Annotated in this window: 22 protein-coding genes and 21 tRNA genes; 39 read left to right on the top strand and 4 right to left on the bottom strand. The window is 35.3% G+C overall.

The window, feature by feature from the left end:
- The first annotated feature begins 59 nt into the window (after positions 1–59).
- Genes H8909_RS00210 through H8909_RS00200 form a run of 3 tightly spaced genes read left to right on the top strand, consistent with a single transcriptional unit; the run spans position 60 to position 3,943 of the window.
- The gene (locus H8909_RS00210) at positions 60–2,369 is read left to right on the top strand and encodes a glycyl radical protein (protein WP_187011453.1); all 2,310 of its coding nucleotides are present in this window, start codon (positions 60–62) and stop codon (positions 2,367–2,369) included.
- The gene (locus H8909_RS00205) at positions 2,332–3,258 is read left to right on the top strand and encodes a glycyl-radical enzyme activating protein (protein ID WP_187011452.1); all 927 of its coding nucleotides are present in this window, start codon (positions 2,332–2,334) and stop codon (positions 3,256–3,258) included. Before H8909_RS00210 ends, H8909_RS00205 begins: the two co-directional genes overlap by 38 nt.
- 4 nt (positions 3,259–3,262) lie before the next feature.
- Complete coding sequence (locus tag H8909_RS00200; RefSeq protein WP_117459327.1) at positions 3,263–3,943, top strand: fructose-6-phosphate aldolase; 681 nt, start codon at positions 3,263–3,265, stop codon at positions 3,941–3,943.
- Between the two features lie 30 nt (positions 3,944–3,973).
- Here the strand turns inward: H8909_RS00200 and H8909_RS00195 are convergent, their stop codons facing one another.
- A complete protein-coding gene (locus H8909_RS00195; protein WP_187011451.1) occupies positions 3,974–4,567 on the bottom strand; it encodes an HAD family hydrolase in 594 nt (197 codons plus the stop codon).
- Between the two features lie 72 nt (positions 4,568–4,639).
- Here H8909_RS00195 and recG point away from each other — a divergent pair, with 72 nt between their 5' ends.
- From recG to H8909_RS00025, 35 genes are all read left to right on the top strand, one after another.
- Positions 4,640–6,640: an ATP-dependent DNA helicase RecG gene (recG, locus tag H8909_RS00190; protein ID WP_187011450.1), complete on the top strand. Its 2,001-nt coding sequence runs from the start codon at positions 4,640–4,642 to the stop codon at positions 6,638–6,640.
- 33 nt (positions 6,641–6,673) lie between these two features.
- On the top strand, positions 6,674–7,648 hold the full coding sequence (gene plsX / locus H8909_RS00185; RefSeq protein ID WP_187011449.1) for a phosphate acyltransferase PlsX: 975 nt from the start codon (positions 6,674–6,676) through the stop codon (positions 7,646–7,648).
- Positions 7,648–8,340, top strand: a complete 693-nt coding sequence (gene rnc, locus H8909_RS00180) for a ribonuclease III (protein ID WP_187011448.1) — start codon at positions 7,648–7,650, stop codon at positions 8,338–8,340. The genes plsX and rnc overlap by 1 nt, the downstream gene beginning before the upstream one ends.
- A 102-nt stretch (positions 8,341–8,442) precedes the next feature.
- Positions 8,443–9,906: a nicotinate phosphoribosyltransferase gene (locus H8909_RS00175; protein WP_117459467.1), complete on the top strand. Its 1,464-nt coding sequence runs from the start codon at positions 8,443–8,445 to the stop codon at positions 9,904–9,906.
- Positions 9,903–10,727, top strand: coding sequence for a prephenate dehydrogenase (locus H8909_RS00170; protein ID WP_187011447.1), 825 nt, complete (start codon positions 9,903–9,905; stop codon positions 10,725–10,727). The genes H8909_RS00175 and H8909_RS00170 overlap by 4 nt, the downstream gene beginning before the upstream one ends.
- A 143-nt stretch (positions 10,728–10,870) precedes the next feature.
- Positions 10,871–11,404, top strand: coding sequence for a helix-turn-helix domain-containing protein (locus H8909_RS00165; RefSeq protein WP_022425431.1), 534 nt, complete (start codon positions 10,871–10,873; stop codon positions 11,402–11,404).
- A gap of 14 nt (positions 11,405–11,418) precedes the next feature.
- Positions 11,419–12,462 (top strand): spermidine/putrescine ABC transporter ATP-binding protein, encoded by a 1,044-nt coding sequence (potA, locus tag H8909_RS00160; RefSeq protein ID WP_117459469.1) that lies wholly within the window; start codon positions 11,419–11,421, stop codon positions 12,460–12,462.
- Positions 12,462–13,331 (top strand): ABC transporter permease, encoded by an 870-nt coding sequence (locus tag H8909_RS00155; RefSeq protein WP_117459470.1) that lies wholly within the window; start codon positions 12,462–12,464, stop codon positions 13,329–13,331. The genes potA and H8909_RS00155 overlap by 1 nt, the downstream gene beginning before the upstream one ends.
- Positions 13,306–14,112: an ABC transporter permease gene (locus tag H8909_RS13375; protein ID WP_226793816.1), complete on the top strand. Its 807-nt coding sequence runs from the start codon at positions 13,306–13,308 to the stop codon at positions 14,110–14,112. The genes H8909_RS00155 and H8909_RS13375 overlap by 26 nt, the downstream gene beginning before the upstream one ends.
- Positions 14,096–15,142 (top strand): ABC transporter substrate-binding protein, encoded by a 1,047-nt coding sequence (locus H8909_RS13370; protein ID WP_226793819.1) that lies wholly within the window; start codon positions 14,096–14,098, stop codon positions 15,140–15,142. The genes H8909_RS13375 and H8909_RS13370 overlap by 17 nt, the downstream gene beginning before the upstream one ends.
- A 209-nt stretch (positions 15,143–15,351) precedes the next feature.
- A tRNA-Cys gene (locus tag H8909_RS00145) sits at positions 15,352–15,426 on the top strand.
- Between the two features lie 7 nt (positions 15,427–15,433).
- Positions 15,434–15,522, top strand: a tRNA-Leu gene (locus H8909_RS00140).
- Positions 15,523–15,532: 10 nt separating this feature from the next.
- Positions 15,533–15,609 (top strand) — tRNA-Arg (locus tag H8909_RS00135).
- 10 nt (positions 15,610–15,619) lie between these two features.
- Positions 15,620–15,696: transfer RNA gene (locus H8909_RS00130), tRNA-Pro, on the top strand.
- A gap of 7 nt (positions 15,697–15,703) precedes the next feature.
- Positions 15,704–15,779, top strand: a tRNA-Ala gene (locus H8909_RS00125).
- A 20-nt stretch (positions 15,780–15,799) separates the two neighbouring features.
- Positions 15,800–15,876, top strand: a tRNA-Met gene (locus H8909_RS00120).
- A gap of 28 nt (positions 15,877–15,904) precedes the next feature.
- A tRNA-Ile gene (locus tag H8909_RS00115) sits at positions 15,905–15,981 on the top strand.
- Between the two features lie 10 nt (positions 15,982–15,991).
- Positions 15,992–16,068: transfer RNA gene (locus H8909_RS00110), tRNA-Met, on the top strand.
- 4 nt (positions 16,069–16,072) lie between these two features.
- Positions 16,073–16,150: transfer RNA gene (locus tag H8909_RS00105), tRNA-Asp, on the top strand.
- A 4-nt stretch (positions 16,151–16,154) separates the two neighbouring features.
- Positions 16,155–16,230, top strand: a tRNA-Phe gene (locus H8909_RS00100).
- A 10-nt stretch (positions 16,231–16,240) separates the two neighbouring features.
- Positions 16,241–16,333: transfer RNA gene (locus H8909_RS00095), tRNA-Ser, on the top strand.
- Between the two features lie 59 nt (positions 16,334–16,392).
- Complete coding sequence (locus H8909_RS00090) at positions 16,393–17,445, top strand: FUSC family protein (RefSeq protein ID WP_187011446.1); 1,053 nt, start codon at positions 16,393–16,395, stop codon at positions 17,443–17,445.
- Between the two features lie 443 nt (positions 17,446–17,888).
- Entirely contained in the window at positions 17,889–18,323 is a 435-nt protein-coding gene (locus H8909_RS00085; protein ID WP_187011445.1) for an 8-oxo-dGTP diphosphatase, read from the top strand.
- 127 nt (positions 18,324–18,450) lie between these two features.
- A tRNA-Leu gene (locus H8909_RS00080) sits at positions 18,451–18,539 on the top strand.
- Between the two features lie 104 nt (positions 18,540–18,643).
- Positions 18,644–18,720, top strand: a tRNA-Arg gene (locus H8909_RS00075).
- Positions 18,721–18,725: 5 nt separating this feature from the next.
- Positions 18,726–18,802: transfer RNA gene (locus tag H8909_RS00070), tRNA-Pro, on the top strand.
- Positions 18,803–18,809: 7 nt separating this feature from the next.
- A tRNA-Ala gene (locus tag H8909_RS00065) sits at positions 18,810–18,885 on the top strand.
- A gap of 20 nt (positions 18,886–18,905) precedes the next feature.
- Positions 18,906–18,982, top strand: a tRNA-Met gene (locus H8909_RS00060).
- Between the two features lie 28 nt (positions 18,983–19,010).
- Positions 19,011–19,087 (top strand) — tRNA-Ile (locus H8909_RS00055).
- A 10-nt stretch (positions 19,088–19,097) separates the two neighbouring features.
- Positions 19,098–19,174: transfer RNA gene (locus H8909_RS00050), tRNA-Met, on the top strand.
- Between the two features lie 4 nt (positions 19,175–19,178).
- A tRNA-Asp gene (locus H8909_RS00045) sits at positions 19,179–19,256 on the top strand.
- Between the two features lie 4 nt (positions 19,257–19,260).
- Positions 19,261–19,336 (top strand) — tRNA-Phe (locus tag H8909_RS00040).
- A 10-nt stretch (positions 19,337–19,346) separates the two neighbouring features.
- Positions 19,347–19,439, top strand: a tRNA-Ser gene (locus H8909_RS00035).
- A gap of 114 nt (positions 19,440–19,553) precedes the next feature.
- Complete coding sequence (locus tag H8909_RS00030) at positions 19,554–20,738, top strand: MFS transporter (protein WP_187011444.1); 1,185 nt, start codon at positions 19,554–19,556, stop codon at positions 20,736–20,738.
- 2 nt (positions 20,739–20,740) lie between these two features.
- Positions 20,741–21,253: a nitroreductase family protein gene (locus H8909_RS00025; RefSeq protein ID WP_187011443.1), complete on the top strand. Its 513-nt coding sequence runs from the start codon at positions 20,741–20,743 to the stop codon at positions 21,251–21,253.
- Between the two features lie 24 nt (positions 21,254–21,277).
- Here the strand turns inward: H8909_RS00025 and H8909_RS00020 are convergent, their stop codons facing one another.
- Genes H8909_RS00020 through H8909_RS00010 form a run of 3 tightly spaced genes read right to left on the bottom strand, consistent with a single transcriptional unit; the run spans position 21,278 to position 22,861 of the window.
- Positions 21,278–21,424, bottom strand: a complete 147-nt coding sequence (locus H8909_RS00020; RefSeq protein WP_187011442.1) for a glycine zipper domain-containing protein — start codon at positions 21,422–21,424, stop codon at positions 21,278–21,280.
- A 48-nt stretch (positions 21,425–21,472) separates the two neighbouring features.
- Positions 21,473–22,276 (bottom strand): HAD family hydrolase, encoded by an 804-nt coding sequence (locus H8909_RS00015; RefSeq protein ID WP_187011441.1) that lies wholly within the window; start codon positions 22,274–22,276, stop codon positions 21,473–21,475.
- Positions 22,277–22,282: 6 nt separating this feature from the next.
- The gene (locus H8909_RS00010; RefSeq protein ID WP_202985868.1) at positions 22,283–22,861 is read right to left on the bottom strand and encodes a histidine phosphatase family protein; all 579 of its coding nucleotides are present in this window, start codon (positions 22,859–22,861) and stop codon (positions 22,283–22,285) included.
- A gap of 1,034 nt (positions 22,862–23,895) precedes the next feature.
- Between H8909_RS00010 and H8909_RS00005 the strand changes: the two genes are divergently transcribed.
- Positions 23,896–24,531 carry a phage minor head protein gene (locus H8909_RS00005; RefSeq protein WP_187011500.1) on the top strand — a complete coding sequence of 212 codons (636 nt, stop codon included), beginning with the start codon at positions 23,896–23,898 and terminating at the stop codon, positions 24,529–24,531.
- The last annotated feature ends 473 nt before the right edge of the window (positions 24,532–25,004 follow it).

The raw sequence follows: 25,004 nt of genomic DNA, 5'->3' as shown, positions 1-25,004 counted from the left end.
TAAAAGTATTGAAAACAATAATGCAATGAGTATAATGAAGTTGAAAAGGAGAGAAGACTATGAGAAACAGAATTACAATATTAAAAGAGAAGATGCTTGATGAAAAACGTTATGCATCTATTGAACAAGCGCGTATCATAACACGTATTTATAAAGAGAATGAAACTCTTTCTGTTCCTATGAAACGTGCTCTCTCTTTAAAAGTAGCGTTAGAAGAAATTGAAATTGGTGTTGAAAAAGAAGAATTGATTGTCGGCAATCGTACAAAAGGTGTACGTGCTGGTGTTGTATTTCCTGAAAGTGGCTGTTCATGGGTGGATAAAGAATTTGAAACACTTCCTACACGTCCTCAAGATCAGTTTGAAGTGAAAACTGAGGATATTAAAGAATTTAGAGAAACCATATACCCATACTGGAAAGGACATTCTATGGAGGATGTCATTAGAACACGCTATGGCAAAGAAATTGATCATATCAGTAAAGTAGTCAAGATCAATCAGAAAGACCATGCACAGGGTCATATCTGTCCTGATTCAGCTTTATGGTTAAAGTATGGTCCACAAGGATTATTAGATAAGATCAATGGCAAACAAGAAACAGAATTCTATACATGCACAAAACTTGTATTAGAAGGGGCAATCACTTTCATGAAGAGATATCATGATTATATTATCTCTATGCCTGATTATCATAAGAGTGATGATTTAAAGCGTGTTGCAGATAACTGCCTTTCTTTATCTCAAAGACCTCCAAAAACATTCCATGAAGCCGTACAGTCTTTATGGTTCTTGTTTGTAATATTACATATGGAATCCAATGCATCTTCATTCTCACCAGGGCGTATGGACCAGTATCTTTACCCATATTATGAACATGATTTAAAAGAAGGACTTATTAGTAAAGATGATGCATTAGAAATATTAGAATGCCTCTGGTTGAAGTTTAATCAGATTGTTTATCTTCGTAACAGTAATTCAGCTAAATACTTTGCGGGATTCCCGATTGGGTTTAATATTGCGGTAGGTGGCTTAGATGAAAAAGGACATGATACATATAATGATTTATCCATGCTTTGTCTAGAAGCACAGAAGGAATTATGTCTTCCTCAGCCTAACTTATCAGTAAGACTTAACAAGAATACATCGCATGAACTCATGCAGAAGGCGATTGAAGTTGTGGCATTAGGTAGTGGTATGCCACAGTTCTTTAATGATGAAGCCATTATTCCTGCGATGGAAAGACTTGGTATCAGTCACGAGGATGCTTTAAATTATGCGATTGTCGGATGCGTAGAACTTACAACCCATGGTAATAACCTAGGTTGGAGTGATGCGGCTATGTTTAACCTCAATAAGGCATTAGAACTTACTTTAAATAATGGTAAATGTTTATTGACGGGACAGAAACTTGGCTTGGATATGGGATCACTTGAAACGTATCAAACATATGAACAGTTAGAAAAAGTTTTCAAGATTCAGATTGATTACTTTATTGAAATGATGATGAAAGCAGAAGAAGTTGTAGAAAGAGTACATCAGGAATGTTTACCGACTGCCTTCTTATCATGCGTCATTGATGACTGTTTAGAAAAAGGCATGGATGTTACAAGAGGTGGCGCTAAGTATAATTTATCTGGTATACAGATGATTCAGATTGCGAACCTTGCAGACTCACTTGCGGCTATTAAGAAGTTAGTCTATGAAGACCATCTCTTAGATTCAAAAGAATTGCTGACAGCTTTACAGGATGACTTTAAAGGGCATGAAATTACACAAGCCATGCTTCTAAATAAAGTACCTAAATATGGGAATGATATTGCCTGGGTAGATGAATGTGGTGCTAAATGGGCACGTTACTTTAGAAATAAGATGAAAGAGTATAAGAATTATCGTGGTGGTCCTATTCATACAGGTATGTATACTGTTTCAGCTCATGTTCCTATGGGTGAAAATGTAGGAGCATCTCCAGATGGCAGAAATGCTTATACACCTCTTGCAGATGGTGGTATGTCCCCTGCTTATGGTAGAGACTTAGCAGGACCTACAGCTGTTTTAAAATCTGTCTCTAAGCTAGATGATGATCTCACAACCAATGGGGGATTACTCAATATGAAGTTCTTACCAGACTTCTTTAAAACAGAAACAGGACGTATGAAGTTTGAAAACTTCCTTCGAGCTTTTGTAGACTTGCATGTACCTCATATTCAGTTCAATGTCGTCAATAAGAAAGATTTATTAGATGCGAAAGTTCATCCTGAAAGACATCGATCACTTACAATCCGTGTAGCTGGATATACAGCTTACTTTGTAGAACTAGCAGGTAAATTACAGGATGAAATTATTGCGAGAACAACCTATGACAACATCTAATTATCTTGTATTTGATATCAAAAGATTTGCAGTACATGATGGTGAAGGATTACGTACAACAATCTTCTTTAAAGGATGTCCTTTAAGATGCAGATGGTGTCAGAATCCTGAAGGACTTTTGCCACAAAGAAAGCCTATTTACTTAGAAAATAAGTGCATGCATTGTAGAAATTGCGAGAAGCACGGAGCAGGTAAAATAGTCTATCGAGATAGACCTGTATTTATAGACGATGATTTGGATGAAATCTTTAAGTATTGTCCTACTGATGCGATTCAGTATGATAGCTCATATTATAGTTTAGAAGAACTTGTAGATAAGGTGATGGAAGATGAAGTTTTCTTTAAATATGGTGGAGGTGTGACAGTTTCTGGTGGAGAGCCTTTTATGCAGCAGGAAAAACTGATACAATTATTAAAGGAACTTCATAAAAGAGTACATACAGCCATTGAAACTTCACTTTATACTTCACTAGATTTAGTGAAGAAGGCAGCACCTTATCTTGATCAGATCTATTGCGATTTAAAGATAGAAGATGGCAAAGCACATCTAGAAGCAACTGGTGTATCAAATGCAATCATTAAAGAAAATCTAGCTTATTTACTCACAAGTGAGCATAAAGATAAAGTGATTGTAAGAACACCACTTATTCCTGGATATACAGGTGATGATAACAATATTAAGAGTATTGCCTCTTATCTTTATAGTTTATATCCAGAAGTACGTTATGAATTATTGAATTATAATCCTCTTGCATCCGCAAAATATGATTTAACAGAATTTGAATATGGTGTTAAAGAGGATCAGAAGGCCTATAGCCAGGAACAATTAAGCCATTACTATCAGATTGTATCTGATAGTGGAATAAAAAATATAATCAAGGGAGATTAAAAAAATGGAATTTATTATTGATACTGTAGATTTAGAAGAAATTAGAGATGCAGTGGATCACTTACCAATCGTAGGTGTCACTAGTAACCCAAGTATTGTAAAAAAGACAAGCCCAAAGGATTTCTTTGGACATATGAGAGAAATCAGAAAAATCATTGGTGATGAACGTTCTTTACATATTCAGGTTATTGCGACAGAAGCAGATGAAATTGTGAAAGAAGCACACAAGATCTTTGAAGAAGTAGATGACAAGGTATATGTAAAAGTACCTACTACTTATGAAGGTGTTAAAGCTATGAAAATCTTAAAAGCTGAAGGTAAAAATGTAACTGCCACAGCTGTTTATGATTTGATGCAGGCTTATATGGCACTCGCAGCAGGTGCTGATTATATTGCACCATATACAAATAGAATTGGAAACTTAGGAAATGATCCTTTTGAATTAATGGCTCATTTATCTAATAGAATCGTAGAAGATGGTTATGACTGCAAGATTCTTGCAGCTAGCTTCAAGGGTGTACAGCAGGTAAGAGATGCATTTAATGCAGGTAGTCAGGCTGTCACTGCACCAGTAAGCGTATTAAAGGCTATCTTTGAAAATCCAAGTATTTCTAAAGCTGTGACTGATTTCAATAATGATTGGTATTCAGTATACGGAGAAGACAAAGGTCTTTGTGATATGTAATGAAAGAAACGAGCGAGGGCTCGTTTCTTTTTATATAATATGATGTTCTTTTAATTTTTCTTCTAGTTTTGAATGATCAGGTAAATGAATACCATCCATGCCGACGTTCTTACATGCATTAATATTATCAAGAGAATCATCAATAAATAGACATTCATTTGCATTTAAATGATAACGTTCTAATAATAATTCATAGATTTTTAAATCAGGTTTGATTAGTTTTTCTTTGGCACTAATTATAGCTCCATCAAATAGAGTAAACCAATCCTGCTTCTTTAAGAAACGATTATATGCATCTAAATGGAAATTAGAAATAATATAGAGAGAATAACCTTTCTCCTTTAATAAAGAAACGAGCTTTATATTATTTTCAATAGGAATAAGTAATTCAATCCATTCTTCCATGATTTCTTCTATATCCAATGCAAGTTCAGGATATTCGTTGATTAATTTTTCTGTAAACTGTTCTCTTGTGATGGTTCCTTCATCTAGTTTGATCCATAAAGGATTCTGGAAGATGATTTCAAATAATTCATTATAATGCGTATAGTTCTTCTTTTTCAGCCAAACTAAAGGCTGATAGTCTAAGAGAACACGTCCTAAATCAAATACAATATTTTTCATTTTTTTCTCCTTTTTATTATTATATGATATACTTAATAAAATGTATATGTTAATCAAGGAAGTGGTGATATTATGGAAGAATTAAAGAAAGTAACTACAAGTCAAAATAGAATAGATTTATTACATGCTTCCTCTATTGATACGTTAGAAGATATTATTTATCATTATCCTTATAAATATGATGAAGTGACTGAAATATGGCCTCCTGTAGAAGACAAATGCTGTGTAGAGGGGGTTATCATAAGTAGTCCTAAGGTATTTTATAAAGGGCGTTTTTCTCGTATGACATTCAATGTAACGATTAAAGGCAATGATTATATAGTCACAATCTTTAATCGACATTTTCTTCGCCCTCATCTTACACTTAATCGCATTGTTACGTTACAAGGTAAGGTAGAAGGAAATCGTTTCACTGCTTCTAATATATTATTAAAGAATCTAGATCAATTATCAGGTATTACACCTGTCTATTCATTAAAGGATGGACTTACAAGTCATGCCTTTTCCCAATATGTTAAAAAAGTATTAGGAATGAACATACCTATTGAAGATAGTCTTCCTATAGAAATAAGAGAAACAGTCGATCTCATGAGTAAGAAAGAAGCACTTTATGCAGTCCATTTTCCAATGAACCATGAACAACTACAAAAGGGTATTAAAACTCTTAAATATGAAGAATTCTTAAACTTTGAATTGGCTCTTTCTTATCGTAAAATGCAAAGAGAACAGGAAGTAGGCTATGCAAAGGATTTTTCTTTAGATGAAGTCAATGCCTTTATTCATACGCTTCCCTTTAAATTAACGAAAGATCAAAAACAAAGTGCTAAAGATATACTGTTAGATCTTCATAATCCAACAATCATGTATCGTTTCTTACAGGGAGATGTAGGAAGTGGTAAGACAATTGTGGCAGCTATAGGGTTATATGCCAATTATTTAAGTGGCTATCAAGGGGCTCTCATGGCACCGACTGAAGTGCTCGCAACGCAGCACTATAGTAAGCTTAAAAAGACATTTGAAGCATATGATATGAGTATTGCGTTACTCACAGGATCACTTACTTTAAAAGAAAAGAAAGAAATCTATGAAGGTTTAGAAAGTGGCGCTATTGATCTAGTTATTGGGACACATGCATTATTCCAGGAGAGCGTTCATTATAAAAAACTTGGATTTGTAGTAACAGATGAACAGCATCGATTTGGAGTCAAACAAAGAAAAGCCTTAAAACAAAAAGGTGAAGGTGTTGACTTCCTTGTCATGAGTGCGACTCCTATACCTAGAACTCTTGCAATGAGTTTATATGGAGATATGGATGTTTCAAGTATAGAAACAAGACCTGAAGGTAGAAAGCCTATCCTAACAAAATATTTTGAAGGCAGTTCTATGAAGCCTTTCTTAAAGCAATTAAAAGATTATTTAGCTCAAGGTGGACAATGTTATGTCATCTGTCCTTTGATTGAAGATAATGAAGATCTTCCATTAAAAAGCGCTTTGGCTATTTATGAAGCGATGTCTTCTTATTTTAAAGGACATTATCAAACAGGGCTACTTCATGGTTCTTTAAAAGATGAAGAAAAAAATGCAGTGATGCAGGATTTTAAAGATAATAAAATACAAATTCTAGTCTCTACTACAGTGGTAGAAGTAGGGGTTGATGTTCCCAATGCGAATATGATGGTTATTTATAATGCTGAAAGATTCGGCTTATCTTCTATTCATCAGTTACGTGGTCGTATTGGAAGAGGAAATCAACAAGGCTATTGTTTTTTGTTATCTGAAGCACAAGACGAGCCAGCAAAAGAAAGACTACACTATCTAGAAGAACATGATGATGGATTTGAAATATCACAATATGACTTAAAAACAAGAGGACCAGGAGAACTATTGGGTGATAAGCAGAGCGGTCTTCCGGCCTTTATGATGGGTGATATTTTTAAGGATATGAATATTCTAGAAGAGACAAGAAGATATGCAATTAAGATGATTCATGATTATTATAAGTACGGGGAATATGAAAACTATATTGAGATGATCAAGAAAAAGATAAAAAAAGGGAATGAATATATTGATTAGTTATGATATTATGTAACTGACGAGGTGATTTTTATGAAATTAGCAATCGATGCGATGAGCGGAGATTTAGGTAGTGCACCTGTTGTGGAGGCCTGCAAGAAGTTTGCAGAAAAGCATCCATATGTTGAATTATATGTGACAGGTAAAAAAGAAGAATTAACAGCTTTAGAATCTATTAATTCTATTCATATTGTAGATGCACGTGATGTTGTATTAATGACGGATAGTGTATTAGGTGTAAGAAGAAAGAAAGAATCTTCAATGGTGAAGGCTTTAATGATGGCCCGTAAGGATGAAGTAGATGGAGTTGTATCATGTGGTTCTACAGGTGCTTTTTATACTGCTTCTATGTTGTTTGTAAAGCGTATTGAAGGCGTAGAAAAATCATGCTTAATGGCAACTCTTCCTACATATAGCGGTAATAGTACATGCCTGATGGATGTTGGTGCTAATGCGACTAATACAGCACAACAGCTACAAGAATTTGCGGTAATGGGCTCATTATATAGCAAACTTGTATTAAATAAGGAAAATCCAAAGGTTTCTTTACTTAATATTGGTGCAGAAGATCATAAGGGTGATGAAATGCATCAGGAAGCCTATAAACTATTAAAAGATTGTGATAAGATCAACTTCACGGGTAATATAGAAGGTAGAGAATTATTATCAGGGGATATTGATGTTGTTGTGACAGATGGATTTAGTGGGAATATCGCATTAAAAGCATCAGAAGGTGCAGCCATTCTTCTTATGAAGGCAATGAAAGAATCATTATTTGCGACATTAAGAGGAAAGATTGGTGCCTTATTTGCAAAACCTCAATTATATGCTTTGAAAGAACGCTTTGATTATAAATCGGTTGGTGGTGCTCTATTTATGGGCTTTGAAAAAGCAATCGTAAAAGCACATGGTGGTTCAGATGCCAAGGCAGTTTTTAATGCGATGGAACTTGTATATAGAATGGTAGACTTAGATGTTGTAGGTCGTATGAAAGAAGGACTTCAATAATGAAAATATTAGATTTCTTACAGAAAGAAAACATTCCTTTTAAACGTATTAGTCTTTATAAGGAAGCATTTACTCATTCGTCTTATGCGAATGAATCAAATGTTCATATTCCCGATTATGAAAGACTAGAATTTATGGGAGATGCTGTTTTACAGCTATTTGTATCAGAATTCATCTTTGCATTACATCCAGAATATAAAGAAGGACAGTTAACACAACTTCGTTCTAAACTTGTAAGAGAAGAATCTTTAGCTCGCTTTTCTGAAGAACTTCATTTGGGTGAACTTCTTTACTTAGGTGTAGGTGAAGAAAAGAGCGGCGGACGTCATCGTGAAAGTGTTCTTGCAAATATTTATGAATCATTTATAGGTGCACTTTATCTAGATTGTGGTAAAGAACAGGTCATGCGCATTCTTGAAAAGACAATCTTTAAACATGTCAATGAAGTAAACGAATTTGATGATATCACTGACTATAAGACTAAATTACAGGAATTAGTGCAGTCAGATGACCGTAAGACAGTCAGTTATCATGTAAAGAGTTCAACTGGACCAGCCAATGCCCCTGAATTTGTCATTGAAGTTATTTTAGATGATATGATTTTAGGTGTTGGCAAGGGAACAAGTAAAAAGCGTGCAGAACAGCATGCGGCAAAAGATGCATTAATGAAAATGGCAAAGAAGGCTTCATAGTCTTCTTTTTCTTATGTGTAAGTTTTGTAAAAAAAGACAAATCACTTTACTTTTTGTATAATGATAGTATGATAAAAAACAAACAAGTTAGGAGATTACAATATGGGAAATAGTACAGTAAGTGATGCAAGAAATATAACTCTTGTCATGGACTTTTATGAATTAACAATGTCATATGATTATTTTAAACAGGGAAAAAAGGATGAAATTGCATATTTTGATATGTTCTATCGAAAGAATCCTGATAATGGTGGTTATGTCATCATGGCAGGACTACAACAGTTGATTGAAGCAATCAAAGATATGCACTTCTCAAAGGGCGATATTGACTATTTACGTACTTTAAATATGTTTGATGAAGAATTTTTATCTTATTTAGCTGATTTCAAGTTCGATGGTACAATCTGGGCAGTCCCTGAAGGAACACCTGTATTCCCTTATGAACCATTAGTCACTGTTAAAGGAAAATTGATTGAAGCACAGCTATTAGAAACTTTCCTTTTAGTAACAATCAACCATCAGTCATTGATTGCAACTAAAACACATAGAATTGTACAGGAAGCTAAGGGCCGTCCTGTTATGGAATTTGGGGCAAGAAGAGCACAGGGATATGATGGTGCAACATATGGCGCAAGAGCAGCTTATATTGGTGGAGCAGCAGGAACTGCTACAGTATCAGCAGGTAAAGCTTTTGGTATTCCAGTACTTGGTACAATGGCACATTCTTTTGTTCAATCATTTGACACTGAATATGATGCATTTAAAGCCTATGCTGAAATCTATCCAGATTCATGTATTCTCTTAGTAGATACATATGATACATTAAAGAGTGGTATTCCAAATGCGATTAGAGTCGCAGAAGAAGTATTACAGCCAATGGGTAAGACATTAGCTGGTATTCGTATTGACTCAGGAGATATCGCATATCTTACTAAGAAAGCAAGAATGATGCTTGATGTTGCTGGATTGATTAATACAAAGATTTCTATTTCTAACTCATTAGATGAATATTTAATCCGTTCTGTACTTGAACAGGGTGCACGTATTGATTCATTTGGTGTAGGGGAAAACATGATTACATCTAAGTCTTCTCCAGTATTTGGTGGAGTCTATAAGATGGCGGCTATGGAAAAGGATGGTCAGATTGTTCCTAAAATCAAGATTTCAGAAAATAAAGAAAAGATTACTAATCCAGGCTATAAGAAGGTCTATCGTTTAATAGAGAATGAAACAAATAAAGCCATTGCGGATATTGTAATGTTTGCGGATGAAACAATTGATCCAGAAAAGAATCTCACTATTTACTCTCAGTATGATAAATGGAAGAATAAAACATTAATAGGTGGGTCTTATACATTCTTTGAATTACAGAAACCTGTCTTTGTAGATGGCGAATGTGTATATGAAGAAAAGACACTTGAAGAAATCAGAGAAAACGTTAAAAAACAGGGCACATTATTATGGGATGAAATATTCCGTTTAGAATACCCACATGCTTATTATGTAGACCTTTCTGAAAGACTTATTGACTATAAATTAAAGATGCTTGAGGAAAAACGCGGATGAAAATTACAGTAGTAGGATTAGGCGTTATTGGTGGCAGTTTTGTTAAGGCGCTTAAAGGAAAGGGTTATGAAGTCTATGGTATCGATACAAACCAGCAGACTCTAGATATGGCTAAAGAAGAGGGATGCATCATTGAAGGATATCTAGATGGGAAGGATATTATTCCTGAAACAGACCTTACAATCATCTGCCTTTACCCAAGTCTTGTCTTAGACTTTATTAAAAACAACCAATTTAAACCAGGAAGTATCGTCACAGATGCCGTAGGAATTAAATCTTATTTTTTAAGAGAAGCACTTTCTATCATTCCAGACGATGTAGAATATATTTCTATTCATCCAATGGCAGGTAGAGAAAAGAAGGGCTATCAATATGCCTCTAAACAGGTATTTGAGAATGCGAACTTCATTATTGTCTATCATGATGATAATAAGAAATCCACTATAGATTTTGTTCAAGAATTCTCTAAGCAGTTAGGTTTCCGTTCAGTTAAGATCATGTCTCCTGAAGCTCATGATGAAATCATCTCATTTACTTCTCAGTTACCTCACTGTTTGGCTGTATCACTTATGAATAGTGATGATCAGAAATATGAGACAGGAAAGTATATTGGTGATTCATTTAGAGACCTCACACGTATTGCGAATATTAATGAAGACTTATGGGATGAGTTGTTTATGAATAATAAACAGTATTTGCTTGCTTCTATTGAACGATTTGAAGAGCAGTTAGATATTCTAAAAAATGCGATTCGTGATAATGATGATGAGACTTTAAAGTCTGCATTTAGAAAATCTACAAAAAGAAGAGAACATTTGTAAGAATGTTCTTTTTTTTATTGTGAAAGTTTAATATATAAAACAAAAAGTTTAAAAAATAGGTTGAAAGATTACTATAAGCGTGTATAATATCATTGTTTGATTAAGTGAACAAAAAGTTAATTATATAAAACAGGGAGGATTAGATGGATCTCGGAAGGAAAATTAAACAGCTGCGACTTGCAAATGACTTAACTCTTGAAGAACTTGCAAACCGCAGCGAATTATCAAAAGGTTTCCTCTCCCAGGTTGAAAGAAATCTAACATCACCATCTGTCGCAACACTTGATGATATTCTTGAAGCATTAGGTACTAATCTTCATGATTTCTTTGATCAGCAGGAGGATGAACAGCTTGTTTTTGGCAAGAAGGATTTTTTTGTGAATGAACAGGATGATTACATCATTCACTATATCGTACCAAATGCTCAGAAAAATGAGATGGAACCTATTCTTATTGAACTAGAAAATGGTAAACGTTCAATGAAGATGGAACCCCATGGTGGAGAAGAGTTTGGTTATGTATTAGAAGGTAAAGTTGTTCTTCATTATGGGATGCGAGAAGAAATTGTTAAAAAGGGTGAAACATTTTATTTGAAGGGCACACGTGCACATTATTTAGAGAATCAGTGGGAAAGAAAGGCGAGAGTGATCTGGATTTCTACACCACCATTATTTTAAATGAGGAGAGTTTTATGAAGAAAATTATTGAATTAGATAATCTGACTAAATCATTTGATGGTCAGGTCATCCTAAAAGGAATTCACTTAGACATCTATGAAAATGAATTCGTAACACTTCTAGGTCCAAGTGGATGCGGAAAAACAACTACACTAAGAATCATGGCAGGATTTGAAGAACCTGAATCAGGTACTGTATTATTTGATGGTATGAACATGGAAGGTGTACCACCATATAAGAGAGAATTAAATACAGTATTCCAGAAGTATGCTTTATTCCCACATATGGATGTTTATGATAACGTAGCATTTGGTTTACATATTAAGAAAATGCCTGATGAAATCATTGATCATAAAGTAAGAAGAATGTTGGAACTTGTAGGTTTAAAAGGTTATGAAGAAAGAAATATTTCTCAGTTATCTGGTGGTCAGCAGCAGCGTGTTGCGATTGCAAGAGCTCTTGTTAATGAACCAAAAGTACTTCTTCTTGATGAACCATTAGGCGCACTTGACTTGAAACTCAGAAAAACAATGCAGATTGAATTAAAGAAGATCCAGCAGCAGGTAGGTATTACTTTCGTTTATGTTACTCATGATCAAGAAGAAGCACTTACTATGTCTGATAAGATTGTCGTAATGAATGAAGGTTTAATTCAGCAGATTGGCTCACCAATTGATATTTATAATGAACCAGAAAATAGATTTGTTGCCAACTTCATTGGTGAATCTAATATTGTAGAAGGTCATTTCATTAAGGATTACCTTGTAGAATGGCATGGTCAGCAGTTTGAATGTGTAGATAAAGGATTTGAAGAAGGTCAGGAAGTAGATATTGTATTACGTCCTGAAGACTTAGATATTGTAGAACCAGGTAGAGGTAAAATTGCAGGTGAAGTCGTATCAGTTATCTTTAAAGGGGTACACTATGAAATCATGGTGCGTACAGAAAATCAGGACTATAAGATTCATACAACAGATTTAACAGAAGTAGGAAAGAAAGTAGATTTAGATTTCTGGCCTGAAGATATTCATGTCATGGAACCAATGGGTACTTATTAATGAAACAGTATAAAAAACTCATTACACCTTATGTCCTATTTCTATTCCTGTTAACTGTATTGCCGATGGTGTTGATTGTATTCTATGCTTTTACACAAAAGGCATCCGCAATCAAGACATTTGAATTCACATTCGCAAACTTTGCGAAATTCTTTGATCCAATCTTTGTCCAGGTATTGATTAAATCATTCGGACTTGGATTACTTACTACATTAATCTGTTTATTAATTGGTTATCCAGTCGCTTTTATGATTTCTAAGTGTAAACAGCATACTCAGACTATTCTTATTATGTTGATTACTATTCCAACATGGATCAACCTTTTAATGCGTACTTACGCATGGGTTTCTATTTTATCTAGAAACGGTATTTTAAATAACATCCTAGGATTACTTGGCTTAGGCTCTTTTAGAATGTTATATACTGATGGGGCAGTTGCAATCGGGATGATTTATAACTTCCTCCCATTTATGATTCTGCCAATCCATACATCTTTAACTAATATGGATCCTTCACTTGTAGAAGCAGCCTATGATTTAGGTGCTAATAAGGTTACAGCCTTCTTTAAGATTACTTTTAAGTTATCACTTGGTGGCGTATTAACTGGTATTACAATGGTATTCTTACCAGCTATCAGTGAATTCGTTATTCCAAAGATGTTAGGTGGAGGACAGTACTCTTTAATTGGTAACTTCATTGAAAACCAGTTCATTACTGTAGGTAACTGGCATTTCGGTAGTGCTGTATCACTTATCTTAGGTGTGATTGTTATTATTTCTATGGCACTTATCTATCGTGCTGAAAAGAAGACAAATAATGAAATTGAACAGGGAGGACTTACTAATGCGAAAAGAAAAAAAGCTCAGTAAAGTGATTATTATTTCACTATGTATGGTCTTCCTCTATTTCCCAATATTTATTATGGCAGTTTTCTCATTTAATAGCGCCAAGTCTTTATCACATTTTGGTGGCTTCTCAGGACGCTGGTATGTACAGTTATTTAATAACACACAGCTATTAAATGCCATCTTTGTATCAGTTAGTATAGCGGTTATTGCGACAATCTGTTCAGTTGTTTTGGGAACAATTACAGCCATTGCATTATCTAAATCTAAAAAGACTGTCAGAACTATTGTACAGCAGGTCAATAACTTACCAATCATGAACCCTGAAATCGTTACAGCTATTTCTTTGATGTTATTATTTAGCTTTGTAAGCTTTGAAAAGGGTTATATGACAATGTTGCTTGCGCATATTGCGTTCTGTACACCATATGTGATTACAAATGTTTATCCTAAAGTCAAGCAGTTAGATGACAATCTAGCAGACGCTGCAATGGATTTAGGAGCAACACCATTCCAGACATTGACTAAGGTCATCATTCCTCAGATCAAGCCTGGTATCTTTGCAGGAGCACTTTTATCTTTTACTATGAGTTTTGATGATTTCATCATTTCATACTTTGTATCTGGTAATGGTGTAGAAAATATTTCTATCGTTGTTTACAACATGTCTAAACGTGTTGATCCGAGTATATATGCATTATCTACAGTTATTCTTGTAGTTATTTTAATTGGGGTATTATTAGGCACTTTTGTACCATATATTTATTTGAAGAAGAGAGGGGTAAAAAATGAAAAAGCTATTTAAAGGTTTACTTTGCGTTGCAGTTATCTGCGGCCTAATGACTGGGTGTGGGTCTAAAAACTATAAACACACATTAAAGGTATTCAACTGGGGTGTATATGCCGATATGGACGTTATTAAGGCGTTCCAGGATGAATATGATTGTAAAGTTATTTATGAAACATATGATTCAAATGAATCAATGTACACTAAATTATTAGGTGGCAACCAGTATGATGTATTAGTACCATCTGATTATATGATTGAACGTATGATCAAGGAAAATCTTTTACAGAAGATTGACTGGTCTAAGATTACAAATAAGAAATCATTAGATACTAAAGTATTAAATCAGCAGTTTGACCCAAACAATGAATACTGGGTACCATATTTCTGTGGTAACGTAGGTATCGTTTATGACAAAACACAGGTTAAAAAAGAAGATTTAAAAGCAGGATGGGAAATCCTACGTAATCCTAAGTATAAGGGTAACCTTTATATGTATGACTCTGAAAGAGACTCTATGATGGTTGCATTAAAGGCTTTGGGGTATTCTATGAATACTACTAACGAAAATGAAATCCAGGCTGCTTTCAACTGGTTAGTAGAACAGAGAAAGACTATGGATCCTACATATGCAACAGATGACTCTATCGATAACATGAAGAATGGTGAAAAAGCACTTTGTGTTATGTATTCAGGTGATGCAGCAGATGTAATGAAAGAAAACCCAGATATGGGCTTCTATATGCCAGAAGAAGGTACTAACTATTGGTTTGATGGATTTGTCATCTCTAAGGATTGTAAGAACACAGATATGGCTAATAAATTCATTAACTATATGATTTCTGATAAGAACGCATTCTTAAATACACAGGAAGTAGGTTATTTAACTACTAATACTGTAGCAGCTGCAAAAGCAAGAAAGAAAGAATTCAAGAACAACAATGCTTACAGCATGCGTGTTGGACCAAAAGATGAATGTTTCAACTATCAGGATACTAAGACTAAAGAAATGTTTAGTAACTACTGGACAAAAGTTAAAGCAAAATAACACATTTTATGGTGATTCTAGATCTAGAATCACCATTTTTTTCTTTGTAAGGATTCTCTTAGGAGTTCTGATAAAAAAAGTCATATTTTTTTGATTTAAAAAACCTCGTGTTTATCAAATTAAATGTAAACACTCAGAAAAAAGTTCTAAAAACCCCTTGCATTATTTCAAAATACATAGTATAGTATACAAGCAATCTCGATTGCGACGGTTCCATAGCCAAGTTGGTAAGGCAGAAGACTGCAACTCTTCGACCATCGGTTCAAGTCCGGTTGGAACCTCCATACGTGTGCCCTGGTGGCGAAACTGGTAGACGCACAGGACTTAAAATCCTGCGGACTTCAAACTCCGTGCCGGTTCGATTCCGGCCCAGGGCACCATTTATGAATTGCGCTAGTAGCTCAACTGGATAGAGTACTTGTCTACGGAACAAGGGGTTACGGGTTCAATTCCTGTCTAGCGCGCCAATTGTATAAACGGGAAGTAGCACAGCTTGGTAGTGCACCTGGTTTGGGACCAGGGGGTCGCAGGTTCAAATCCTGTCTTCCCGACCATTTATTCGGGGCCTTAGCTCAGCTGGGAGAGCGCCTGCTTTGCACGCAGGAGGTCAGGAGTTCGATCCTCCTAGGCTCCACCAATTTAATTAATCATATACATGGCGGGATAGCTCAGTTGGCTAGAGCATTCGGTTCATACCCGGAGTGTCGGGGGTTCAAATCCCTCTCCCGCTACCATTTGATTAAAAAGCACTCTGATAGATGAGGACCCTTAGCTCAGTTGGTTAGAGCCACCGGCTCATAACCGGTTGGTCGCTGGTTCGAGTCCAGCAGGGTCCACCAAATTACATATCGCGGGATGGAGCAGTCTGGTAGCTCGTCGGGCTCATAACCCGAAGGTCGTTGGTTCAAATCCTTCTCCCGCAACCAAGATGGTCTGGTAGTTCAGTTGGTTTAGAATGCCGCCCTGTCACGGCGGAGGTCGCGGGTTCGAGCCCCGTCCAGACCGCCATTTTGGTTCCGTAGCTCAGTCGGTAGAGCAGAGGACTGAAAATCCTCGTGTCGCTGGTTCGATTCCGGCCGGAACCACCATTAGAATGATGCAGGTTTACCCAAGTCCGGCTGAAGGGATCGGTCTTGAAAACCGACAGAGGATTAACGTCCTGCGGGGGTTCGAATCCCTCAACCTGCGCCATTGAATGTTACTCGGGAGAAATCCTGAGTTTTTTTGTATTTTGATTAAGGAGGTATTATATGAAATTTTACCAGGAATTACAATTGAATCAGAAAGGCTCAAAAGAGTTAATTAAAAACAGTCAAACAACAAAAGAGAAACTATATCATATAGCAGTTTATCTTTTTAAAATTGCGATCACAGTGGCATTCTGCTTTCTCTTTGTAACATTATTTAGTATTTTATTTGGAAGTGAGAATAGTATTGCTGGAGTGGTTGTTCTCTTATGTATAATGGTATTTAGACAGGCAGACTTTGAAATTCATGCAGGACAATCTACAGTGCTTCTGGCATTATTTTTCATTAATATGACTTTATGTTCACACCTGGCTAATAAACTTCCTCCAGTCGCAGGAATGTTGGTAAATATTGGTGCATTAGCTATATTAGTATTCCTAGGATGTCATAATCCATCTATGTTCAATCAATCTACACTCGTTCTAGGATATTTACTATTATATGGTTATGATGTATCTGGAAAGAGTTATTTGATGAGACTTGCTGGAATGGCTGTAGGTGCAGTTCTTACCTGTATCGTGTTCTATCGAAACCATAAGCATAGAACTTATAATAAGCATGTAATGCATTTATTACAAGAATTTGATCTTTCTTCTACTAGAACAAAATGGCAGCTATGTCAGATTATCTGTGTGCCAGTTGTAATATGTATTGCGGAACTCTGTGATATGCCACGTGCTATGTGGGCTGGTATTGCCGCAATGTCTGTAATCTTACCACTTATGGACGATATGCAGTATAGAGTACGTAAAAGAATTATTGGAAATATTGCAGGTGTTCTATGTTTTACAGTGTTATATTTCTTGCTTCCTTCACCAATCTATGCATTTATCGGTGTCATTGGTGGTATTGGCGTAGGGTTTTCTACAAAATATGGCTGGCAGGCTGTCTTTAATACATTTGGTGCATTAGCTATTGCGACAGAGCTATATGGATTAAAGGGTGCAGTAAGTTTAAGATTAATCCAGAATATATTTGGTGTTGTCTTTGCATTATTATTCTGTATTATTTTTCATTGGTTTGTATCAAGAATTAAAGTGAAAGAAGTATTATAGGATATAATGAGGTCATAAGCTTGTTTTGACATAAGGACGTACGAAAATGTACGTTCTTTTTTTGCATATGTTCAATAGTTTTTCGATATGAAAATAATATATAGAAAAGTCTAACTAAAAAAGATGGAGGAGATAAAAGATGGATTATTATTAAAAATAAACTTGTTAGTAGTTACATGTTTATTCGCAAGTTTAGTAGGAGAAATATGTTGAATCTGTTCCTCATGATACATTATATCTAATGAGAATGTCTTAATATGTATCTGATATAAGAATGACATGTGCAATATTGCTGGTTTTTACACATAGGGATAAGAATTCACTGCATCTCTTTTGTAATATGCGTAAATAAGCGTTTTGAGGCAGTTTTGTATATATATGACAACTGTTTGTGTATAATGTGTTATAAAGCTTAGAGAAGCGATATATGAGGAGAAAGTGGCATGAGAACTGAAATGGTTGAATTGACTAATCTCTGCATGATTAAAGATGGAGATAAGTATTTACTGCAGAATAGAGTTAAAAAAGATTGGCAGGGATATACATTTCCTGGAGGGCATATAGAACATGGAGAATCAATTGTACAATCTGCAATAAGAGAAGTAAAAGAAGAAACAGGCTTAACTATGAAGAATCCCCGTTTAGTAGGAGTGAAACAATTCTGGGCAGAAAGTGGAAGATATATAGTATTTTTATTTTCTGCAAATAAATTTACTGGTGATTTAAGAGATAGTAATGAAGTTGAAGTGGGGTGGTTTACCAAAGAAGAGATGAAAAATATCAATTTAGTGAGTCATTTTTTTGAACATTTAGCTGTATTTGAAGGTGATTACTCAGAATATATCTATGAATCTGAAGATTCTATTAAGATTTACTAAAAAAAGATACATAAAAAAACATTGATATATAGTGCATATTTTATAAACTTAAAAAATAATTTTAAAAAAGGGGTTGCAAAACCTTTGAATTCATTGTATATTATACGAGCAGTCTCGATTGCGAAGTGCCCTGGTGGCGAAACTGGTAGACGCACAGGACTTAAAATCCTGCGGACTTCAAACTCCGTGCCGGTTCGATTCCGGCCCAGGGCACCATCTATTTATTAACTCAGTGTACTGAGTTTTTATTAGGACTTAGAAATGAAAATAAGTCTTGACAAAGAAATGATGATTTGATAGACTAATCAAGCATCACAAACGCGCCAGTAGCTCAACTGGATAGAGTACTTGTCTACGGAACAAGAGGTTACGGGTTCAATTCCTGTCTGGCGCGCCATCTAACGGGAAGTAGCACAGCTTGGTAGTGCACCTGGTTTGGGACCAGGGGGTCGCAGGTTCAAATCCTGTCTTCCCGACCATTTATTTGGGGCCTTAGCTCAGCTGGGAGAGCGCCTGCTTTGCACGCAGGAGGTCAGGAGTTCGATCCTCCTAGGCTCCACCAATTTAATTAATCATATACATGGCGGGATAGCTCAGTTGGCTAGAGCATTCGGTTCATACCCGGAGTGTCGGGGGTTCAAATCCCTCTCCCGCTACCATTTGATTAAAAAGCACTCTGATAGATGAGGACCCTTAGCTCAGTTGGTTAGAGCCACCGGCTCATAACCGGTTGGTCGCTGGTTCGAGTCCAGCAGGGTCCACCAAATTACATATCGCGGGATGGAGCAGTCTGGTAGCTCGTCGGGCTCATAACCCGAAGGTCGTTGGTTCAAATCCTTCTCCCGCAACCAAGATGGTCTGGTAGTTCAGTTGGTTTAGAATGCCGCCCTGTCACGGCGGAGGTCGCGGGTTCGAGCCCCGTCCAGACCGCCATTTTGGTTCCGTAGCTCAGTCGGTAGAGCAGAGGACTGAAAATCCTCGTGTCGCTGGTTCGATTCCGGCCGGAACCACCATTAGAATGATGCAGGTTTACCCAAGTCCGGCTGAAGGGATCGGTCTTGAAAACCGACAGAGGATTAACGTCCTGCGGGGGTTCGAATCCCTCAACCTGCGCCATTGAATGTTACTCAGGAGAAATCCTGAGTTTTTTATTTTCAGAATATGTAAGAGATTACAGAATTGTTTCTGTTCTGTTATAATATTGTTATCACATGTAAGGGAGATTATATAATGGATCAGTCAAAAAGTATTAATGTTAGATACTCAATGTTGCAGGGGATTTACTTTGTAGGCTTCTGTACAGTTATCGGCTATGCTGCAGTTTATCTAGGATCAATTGGCATGAGCTCATCTTTAATTGGGATTGTACTTGCAATCGCAAATATTCTAACAAGTATCGCACAACCTGTACTTGGAGGATTTGTGGATAAGTCAAACATTTCTATGAAGAAAGTCTTAATGATCATGTTTGGTCTTTGTAGTATTCTATCTGTATTACTTATGTTTACGAGTAAGGTTACATTCTTAGCTGCTGTTTTGTTTGTTGCAGTCTCTACAATACTCTATACAACAATGCCTTTAGTTAACTCACTTGCTTTCGCATTCCAGAAACAGGGCATTGACGTTAAATTTGGTGTAGCACGTGGTATTGGATCAGTCGCTTATGCTCTTGCGTCTCTTGTATTAGGAAACGTTGTAAAGGCAGTAAGTCCTACTTTAATGCCTCTTGCCTATATTGTCATCTTCTTAGGTATTTTACCTCTTATTCGCTCATTTAAGATGCCAGAAGCTGAAGTAGATGAAGTCATTGAAGAAAAAGTAGTAGAAAAAGAAAGCACAGGAGCTTTTATTAAGAAGCATCTTAAATTCATGATTTTTTTAGTTGGTTTTGTATTAGTTTATTTTGATCATACAATCATCAACAATTTCTTTATTAATGTAATTAAAAACGTTGGTGGTAATACTGGAGATATGGGAAATGCAGTATTCTTGGCTGCGATGTTAGAACTTCCTACTATGGCTTTATTTGAAAAGTATAAGAATAAAATCAATATCAAAAATACAATCATCATTTCTGCAATATTCTTCACACTTAAACATACATTAACTTATTTTGCGACAAATATGGTTATGATCTATTTAGCTCAGGCAACTCAAATGCTGGCTTATGCATTATTTATTCCTGCATCTGTTTATTATGTAGATAAATTATTTGATGCAAAGGATGCAGTTAAAGGACAAGCACTCGTTACTACAAGTATGACCGTATCTGGTGTACTAGCCAGTTTCTTAGGTGGTATTTTACTAGATAGTATGGGTGTTTATGAAACATTATTTTTAGGTTTAGTATTAAGTGCAGTAGGTACAATTGTGATGATTGTGACTGTTGAGAACGTAAATAAGAAGGGGGCTTAAATGTGTTAGATGTTTTAAAAACAAGAAGAAGTATTAGAAAATATACAGATGAAATGCCTAGAGATGAAGATCTTGAAAGAATTGTAGAAGCTGGTTTATATGCTCCTACTGGTATGGGCAGACAGGGCGTTAAGTTTGTAGTAGTAAAGAATAAAGAAATGAGAGATCATTTATCAAAGTTGAATGCTGGTGTTATGGGAAGTGATAAAGATCCTTTCTATGGTGCGCCTGTCGTTATTGTTGTTTTATCAAAGAAAGAATATCCTACATATATCTATGATGGATCACTTGCAATTGGCAATATGCTCAATGAAGCGCATGGCTTAGGACTTGGTTCTTGCTGGATTCATCGTGCGAAAGAAGTATTTGAAGGTGAAGAAGGAAGAAGACTCCTTAAAGAATGGGGCATTGAAGAAGACTATGAAGGTATCGGAAATGTTATTATAGGATTTGCAGATGGTAAGGCTCCAGAAGCATCACCCCGTCTTGATCATCGTGTAATTACAATCGAATAATGAAATAATCCTCCTTGCGGAGGATTATTTTTTTATCGGAAACAATGAAAGGGCAGCACCGACACCTAAACAGATTCCTATACCTATATTGTCAAAACAAATACCAAATACGACACCTAAACTGATGCCAATAGGTAAATAATATGCTAATTTACCATTGTTTTTTTTCATGAAATCACCTCGACTAGAGTATATCATACCTATGTGAAGATAAGATGTTTATTGTGGAAATAATGCCTTAAGAATATCCTCTAATCCATTTTTATCGATAGATTTACAGATGATATCGGCTTGTGCCTTTAATTCATCTACGGCATTACCCATAGCTACACCTATCTGACATAACTGAATCATTTCAATATCATTAAGACCATCACCAAATGCATAGGTATCTTTGATATCTAAACCATAATGTTCGATAACCTTCTTAATGCCCACTGCCTTACTCATTGTAGGAGAAAAGAACTCAAATGAATTATCACTGCCATGCTGGTCATAACTAATAGTAGTACCAAACTTACCATCTAAATAGTCGCTTACTTTTTGTTTGTCTTTATTTGTGACATTGGCTTCTATTTTAATGGCACGTTTTAAGACATCATCACGGTCAAAATCCATAGAGAACATCTCTTCCATGCCGAGGTTCTTAAAGAACGTATAAAGCTCTTTATAACGCTTATCAATATAAATATGATGTGCTGTTTCAATCATATAATCACAATTCAGTTCTTCAAGCATATCAACTGTCTGAGTCGCAAGTTCTGTATCCATTCTCTCTTCAAAGATAGATTCACCATCAATCTCGATATAACCACCATTATATAAGACATAACCATCAAAACCCAAATCAAGGAACTGCTGGTTAATCATGGCTTTAGGACGACCACTGCAGATAAAAAGCTTATGCCCATCATTTTGAATTCTTTTAAGTTCTCTTTTTACACCTTCAGGTACTTCATGAACTCCATAAGTGTTATCTACAAGCGTACCATCAATATCAAAAAATAATACTTTCTCTTTCATATGTATCTACTTTACCTCTGGTCTTAATATTTCTACAAATTTAAACTCATTGTTGTCATATGTATAATGAAGAATACAGCAATTAGTAAATCCTCCAGAGTTAAAAATAATGTCTGGATCATTAAATGCACTAAAGAATTGCATAGAAGCACCGGCATGACTTACTGCAAGAACAATTTCGTGATTTTCTTTGTTCATTACTTCTGTTAAAGTATTAACTAATCTGTTTCTTACTTCTTCTGTTGTTTCGCCACCGTAATGGGGAAATAAGTCATCATATTTAAAATCATCAAAATGAGGATTTAAATCTTCACTTTCTCCTTCAAATAATCCAAAACCTCTTTCTTTAAGCCCTTTAAGTCTTGTATAAGGTACTTTACCCTCTGTTACTATTTCTAGCGTGTCAGAGGCTCTTTCAGCTGTACTAGAATAATAATGATCAAAAGGAATGTCCTTAATCAACTCTCTTGCAGCTTCTGCCTGCTTAATACCTAGTTCAGTAAGTGGAGAATCACATGAACCCTGGATTCTTCTTCGTACATTAAAGAGAGTTTGTCCATGGCGCATCATATACAAATGTTTCATAATAATTTTCCTCCTGTATTTATGCGGTTTTTTAGGGATTTGAAACACTATGAAAGCGTAAACTAGTAACAAATCAGTAACAAGAAAAGCCACTTAGAGTGCTTCAACCGCTAACACAATAAGTATATCATAATATAATAAAAAAGCCGACTGCTGCCTGTTCTCTAAGATAAGAAAAATAATAAGTTTATTTATATCTTGACAACGGTCATATCATAACAGGTAGTTTTAATCTGTCTTTTATTACTTCTGTTGATTTCATAAAAATCGCTCCTCATAAATATTAAAAAGATATGAGAGTAAACAATCAACAAAAACGTTTAACATTATTAAACTCCTCTATTGATAATGAAGTTTAAGAAAGTAAAACTAATAGAGGAAGGAGGAAATATCAGTGAAAAAAGCGTAAAAGAAAAAGCAAGCACAAATTGCATTGGCCCGCATCGCACTTGCTACATCAATCATCAACCTAATTATTTCAATAATTGACTTGATAAAAGAAATTAAGAAATAACGGTTGGGGAGAGGTTCTTCCTCTCTCTGATAGATATTAACTTTTTGGTTCACTGTTGTCAATATATATCAGAGACGAAAGGAGATATATATCAGAGACGAAAGGAGATAACATATGAAAATGAAATTTTTAAACTAATTATAAGAATCACTTGGCTTATTATTGCTGTTTTTGGGGTAATTTTATTATTTTGGAAGTAAATAAGGAGGTTGAAGTATGAACACTAATGAAGTGTATACATTAAGAACTGCACGAGAAAGATTAGGTTTATCTCAAAAGGCAGTTAGATGAACTGATTGGGAATTTAAGTGTTGATTCTTATGACAGTATCACAAGATATCTAACAGATTCCTATTACACAGGACATATCGGAACTATGTACGATATTCAAGGCCAAGGCATTCCATTAATCACTCCTATCAATGAGAAGCAAGTCACAAGGGCTATGACGTTAAATACTAAATTGAGCGTACCACTGTATACTAGAATGGGTATTGATGTTGTTATTCTTAAGAAATAGATTGCAAAGCATATCTCAAGAGGTATAGCCACATCTTCATCTTATGCACACATTGCTAGAAACATAGATGGAGCGTCTAATATTGGTTTTAATAAGGCAATGAGGATTGCTAGAACAGAAGGACATAGAATCCAAGTTCTTAGCGCTAATGATGCACAGCATGCAGCAAAAGCCAAAGGTTGTGAAGTAGTTAAGCAGTGGGATGCTACGCTTGACGGAAGAACTAGACCAATGCATAGGCTTCTTGATGGTAAACTTGCAGAAATAGACGAGCCTTTTGTGGCAGATGATATAGAGGTTATGTATCCTGGTGGCTTTGGAATTGCTTCACAGGATGTAAACTGCAGATGCGCACTCCTTCAACGTGCTAGGTGGGCTTTAGATGCTGATGAACTCAAGACGCTGAAAGAAAGAGCCGAGTATTATGGCTTAGATAAAACTAATGACTTTGATGAATTTAGGCAGAAATACTATAAAATTGAAGATTTTATGAAAGAACAATCTGAATTTTGTGATAAATATGGATTATCTACTGATGAACGATATGCAATAAATGCTTACGTTAGTTCTTTGGCATATACAATAAATGATTGTTTGAGAAATGACTTGGAAATGCAGAAAAACGAGAAAAAATAGTATCTGATTTAAGAAGTGCATTAAATAAAATTCCTGATTATACAAAAGAGGTAACGCGCTCAATTGTTTTTTATACGAATAAGGAATTAGAAGATTTTATCGATGATTACATAAATAATAAATCTATTACTATAAAATCTTTTGTTTCTACAACTAGAGTAGGCATTTATAATCCGGAGGCACAGGTACAGATTTTTTTCAAAAACGTAAAACACGGAAAAGATATATCACTTTTTAATTTTGATGAAAAAGAAGTTTTATATTCAACAGATATAGAATTTGATATACTGAATATAGAAATAATTAATGGCAAATATTATATTTATTTATCAGAAAAAGAAAGGTGATATCTATTGTTAAACCGCAAACTCTACCCATCTGATAACTGCAAATTATATTACCCTATATAATAATGTATTCTTATAGCGACCGCAGTTTATTTCAATCAATAAATCATAGATAAAGAAAAGATG

The sequence above is a fragment of the Catenibacterium faecis genome, assembly GCF_014306455.1.
GTDB classification, from domain to species: domain Bacteria; phylum Bacillota_I; class Bacilli_A; order Erysipelotrichales; family Coprobacillaceae; genus Catenibacterium; species Catenibacterium mitsuoka_A.
Note: the sequence above shows the minus strand (reverse complement) of the source record. Positions and strands in the feature narration are given on the sequence as shown.

Coding starts and splice junctions, on each gene's coding strand:
- H8909_RS00210 (WP_187011453.1), top strand. CDS start 60: ATGAGAAACAGAATTACAATATTAAAAGAGAAGATGCTTGATGAAAAA.
- H8909_RS00205 (WP_187011452.1), top strand. CDS start 2,332: ATGAAATTATTGCGAGAACAACCTATGACAACATCTAATTATCTTGTA.
- H8909_RS00200 (WP_117459327.1), top strand. CDS start 3,263: ATGGAATTTATTATTGATACTGTAGATTTAGAAGAAATTAGAGATGCA.
- H8909_RS00195 (WP_187011451.1), bottom strand. CDS start 4,567: ATGAAAAATATTGTATTTGATTTAGGACGTGTTCTCTTAGACTATCAG.
- recG (WP_187011450.1), top strand. CDS start 4,640: ATGGAAGAATTAAAGAAAGTAACTACAAGTCAAAATAGAATAGATTTA.
- plsX (WP_187011449.1), top strand. CDS start 6,674: ATGAAATTAGCAATCGATGCGATGAGCGGAGATTTAGGTAGTGCACCT.
- rnc (WP_187011448.1), top strand. CDS start 7,648: ATGAAAATATTAGATTTCTTACAGAAAGAAAACATTCCTTTTAAACGT.
- H8909_RS00175 (WP_117459467.1), top strand. CDS start 8,443: ATGGGAAATAGTACAGTAAGTGATGCAAGAAATATAACTCTTGTCATG.
- H8909_RS00170 (WP_187011447.1), top strand. CDS start 9,903: ATGAAAATTACAGTAGTAGGATTAGGCGTTATTGGTGGCAGTTTTGTT.
- H8909_RS00165 (WP_022425431.1), top strand. CDS start 10,871: ATGGATCTCGGAAGGAAAATTAAACAGCTGCGACTTGCAAATGACTTA.
- potA (WP_117459469.1), top strand. CDS start 11,419: ATGAAGAAAATTATTGAATTAGATAATCTGACTAAATCATTTGATGGT.
- H8909_RS00155 (WP_117459470.1), top strand. CDS start 12,462: ATGAAACAGTATAAAAAACTCATTACACCTTATGTCCTATTTCTATTC.
- H8909_RS13375 (WP_226793816.1), top strand. CDS start 13,306: ATGCGAAAAGAAAAAAAGCTCAGTAAAGTGATTATTATTTCACTATGT.
- H8909_RS13370 (WP_226793819.1), top strand. CDS start 14,096: ATGAAAAAGCTATTTAAAGGTTTACTTTGCGTTGCAGTTATCTGCGGC.
- H8909_RS00090 (WP_187011446.1), top strand. CDS start 16,393: ATGAAATTTTACCAGGAATTACAATTGAATCAGAAAGGCTCAAAAGAG.
- H8909_RS00085 (WP_187011445.1), top strand. CDS start 17,889: ATGAGAACTGAAATGGTTGAATTGACTAATCTCTGCATGATTAAAGAT.
- H8909_RS00030 (WP_187011444.1), top strand. CDS start 19,554: ATGGATCAGTCAAAAAGTATTAATGTTAGATACTCAATGTTGCAGGGG.
- H8909_RS00020 (WP_187011442.1), bottom strand. CDS start 21,424: ATGAAAAAAAACAATGGTAAATTAGCATATTATTTACCTATTGGCATC.
- H8909_RS00015 (WP_187011441.1), bottom strand. CDS start 22,276: ATGAAAGAGAAAGTATTATTTTTTGATATTGATGGTACGCTTGTAGAT.
- H8909_RS00010 (WP_202985868.1), bottom strand. CDS start 22,861: ATGAAACATTTGTATATGATGCGCCATGGACAAACTCTCTTTAATGTA.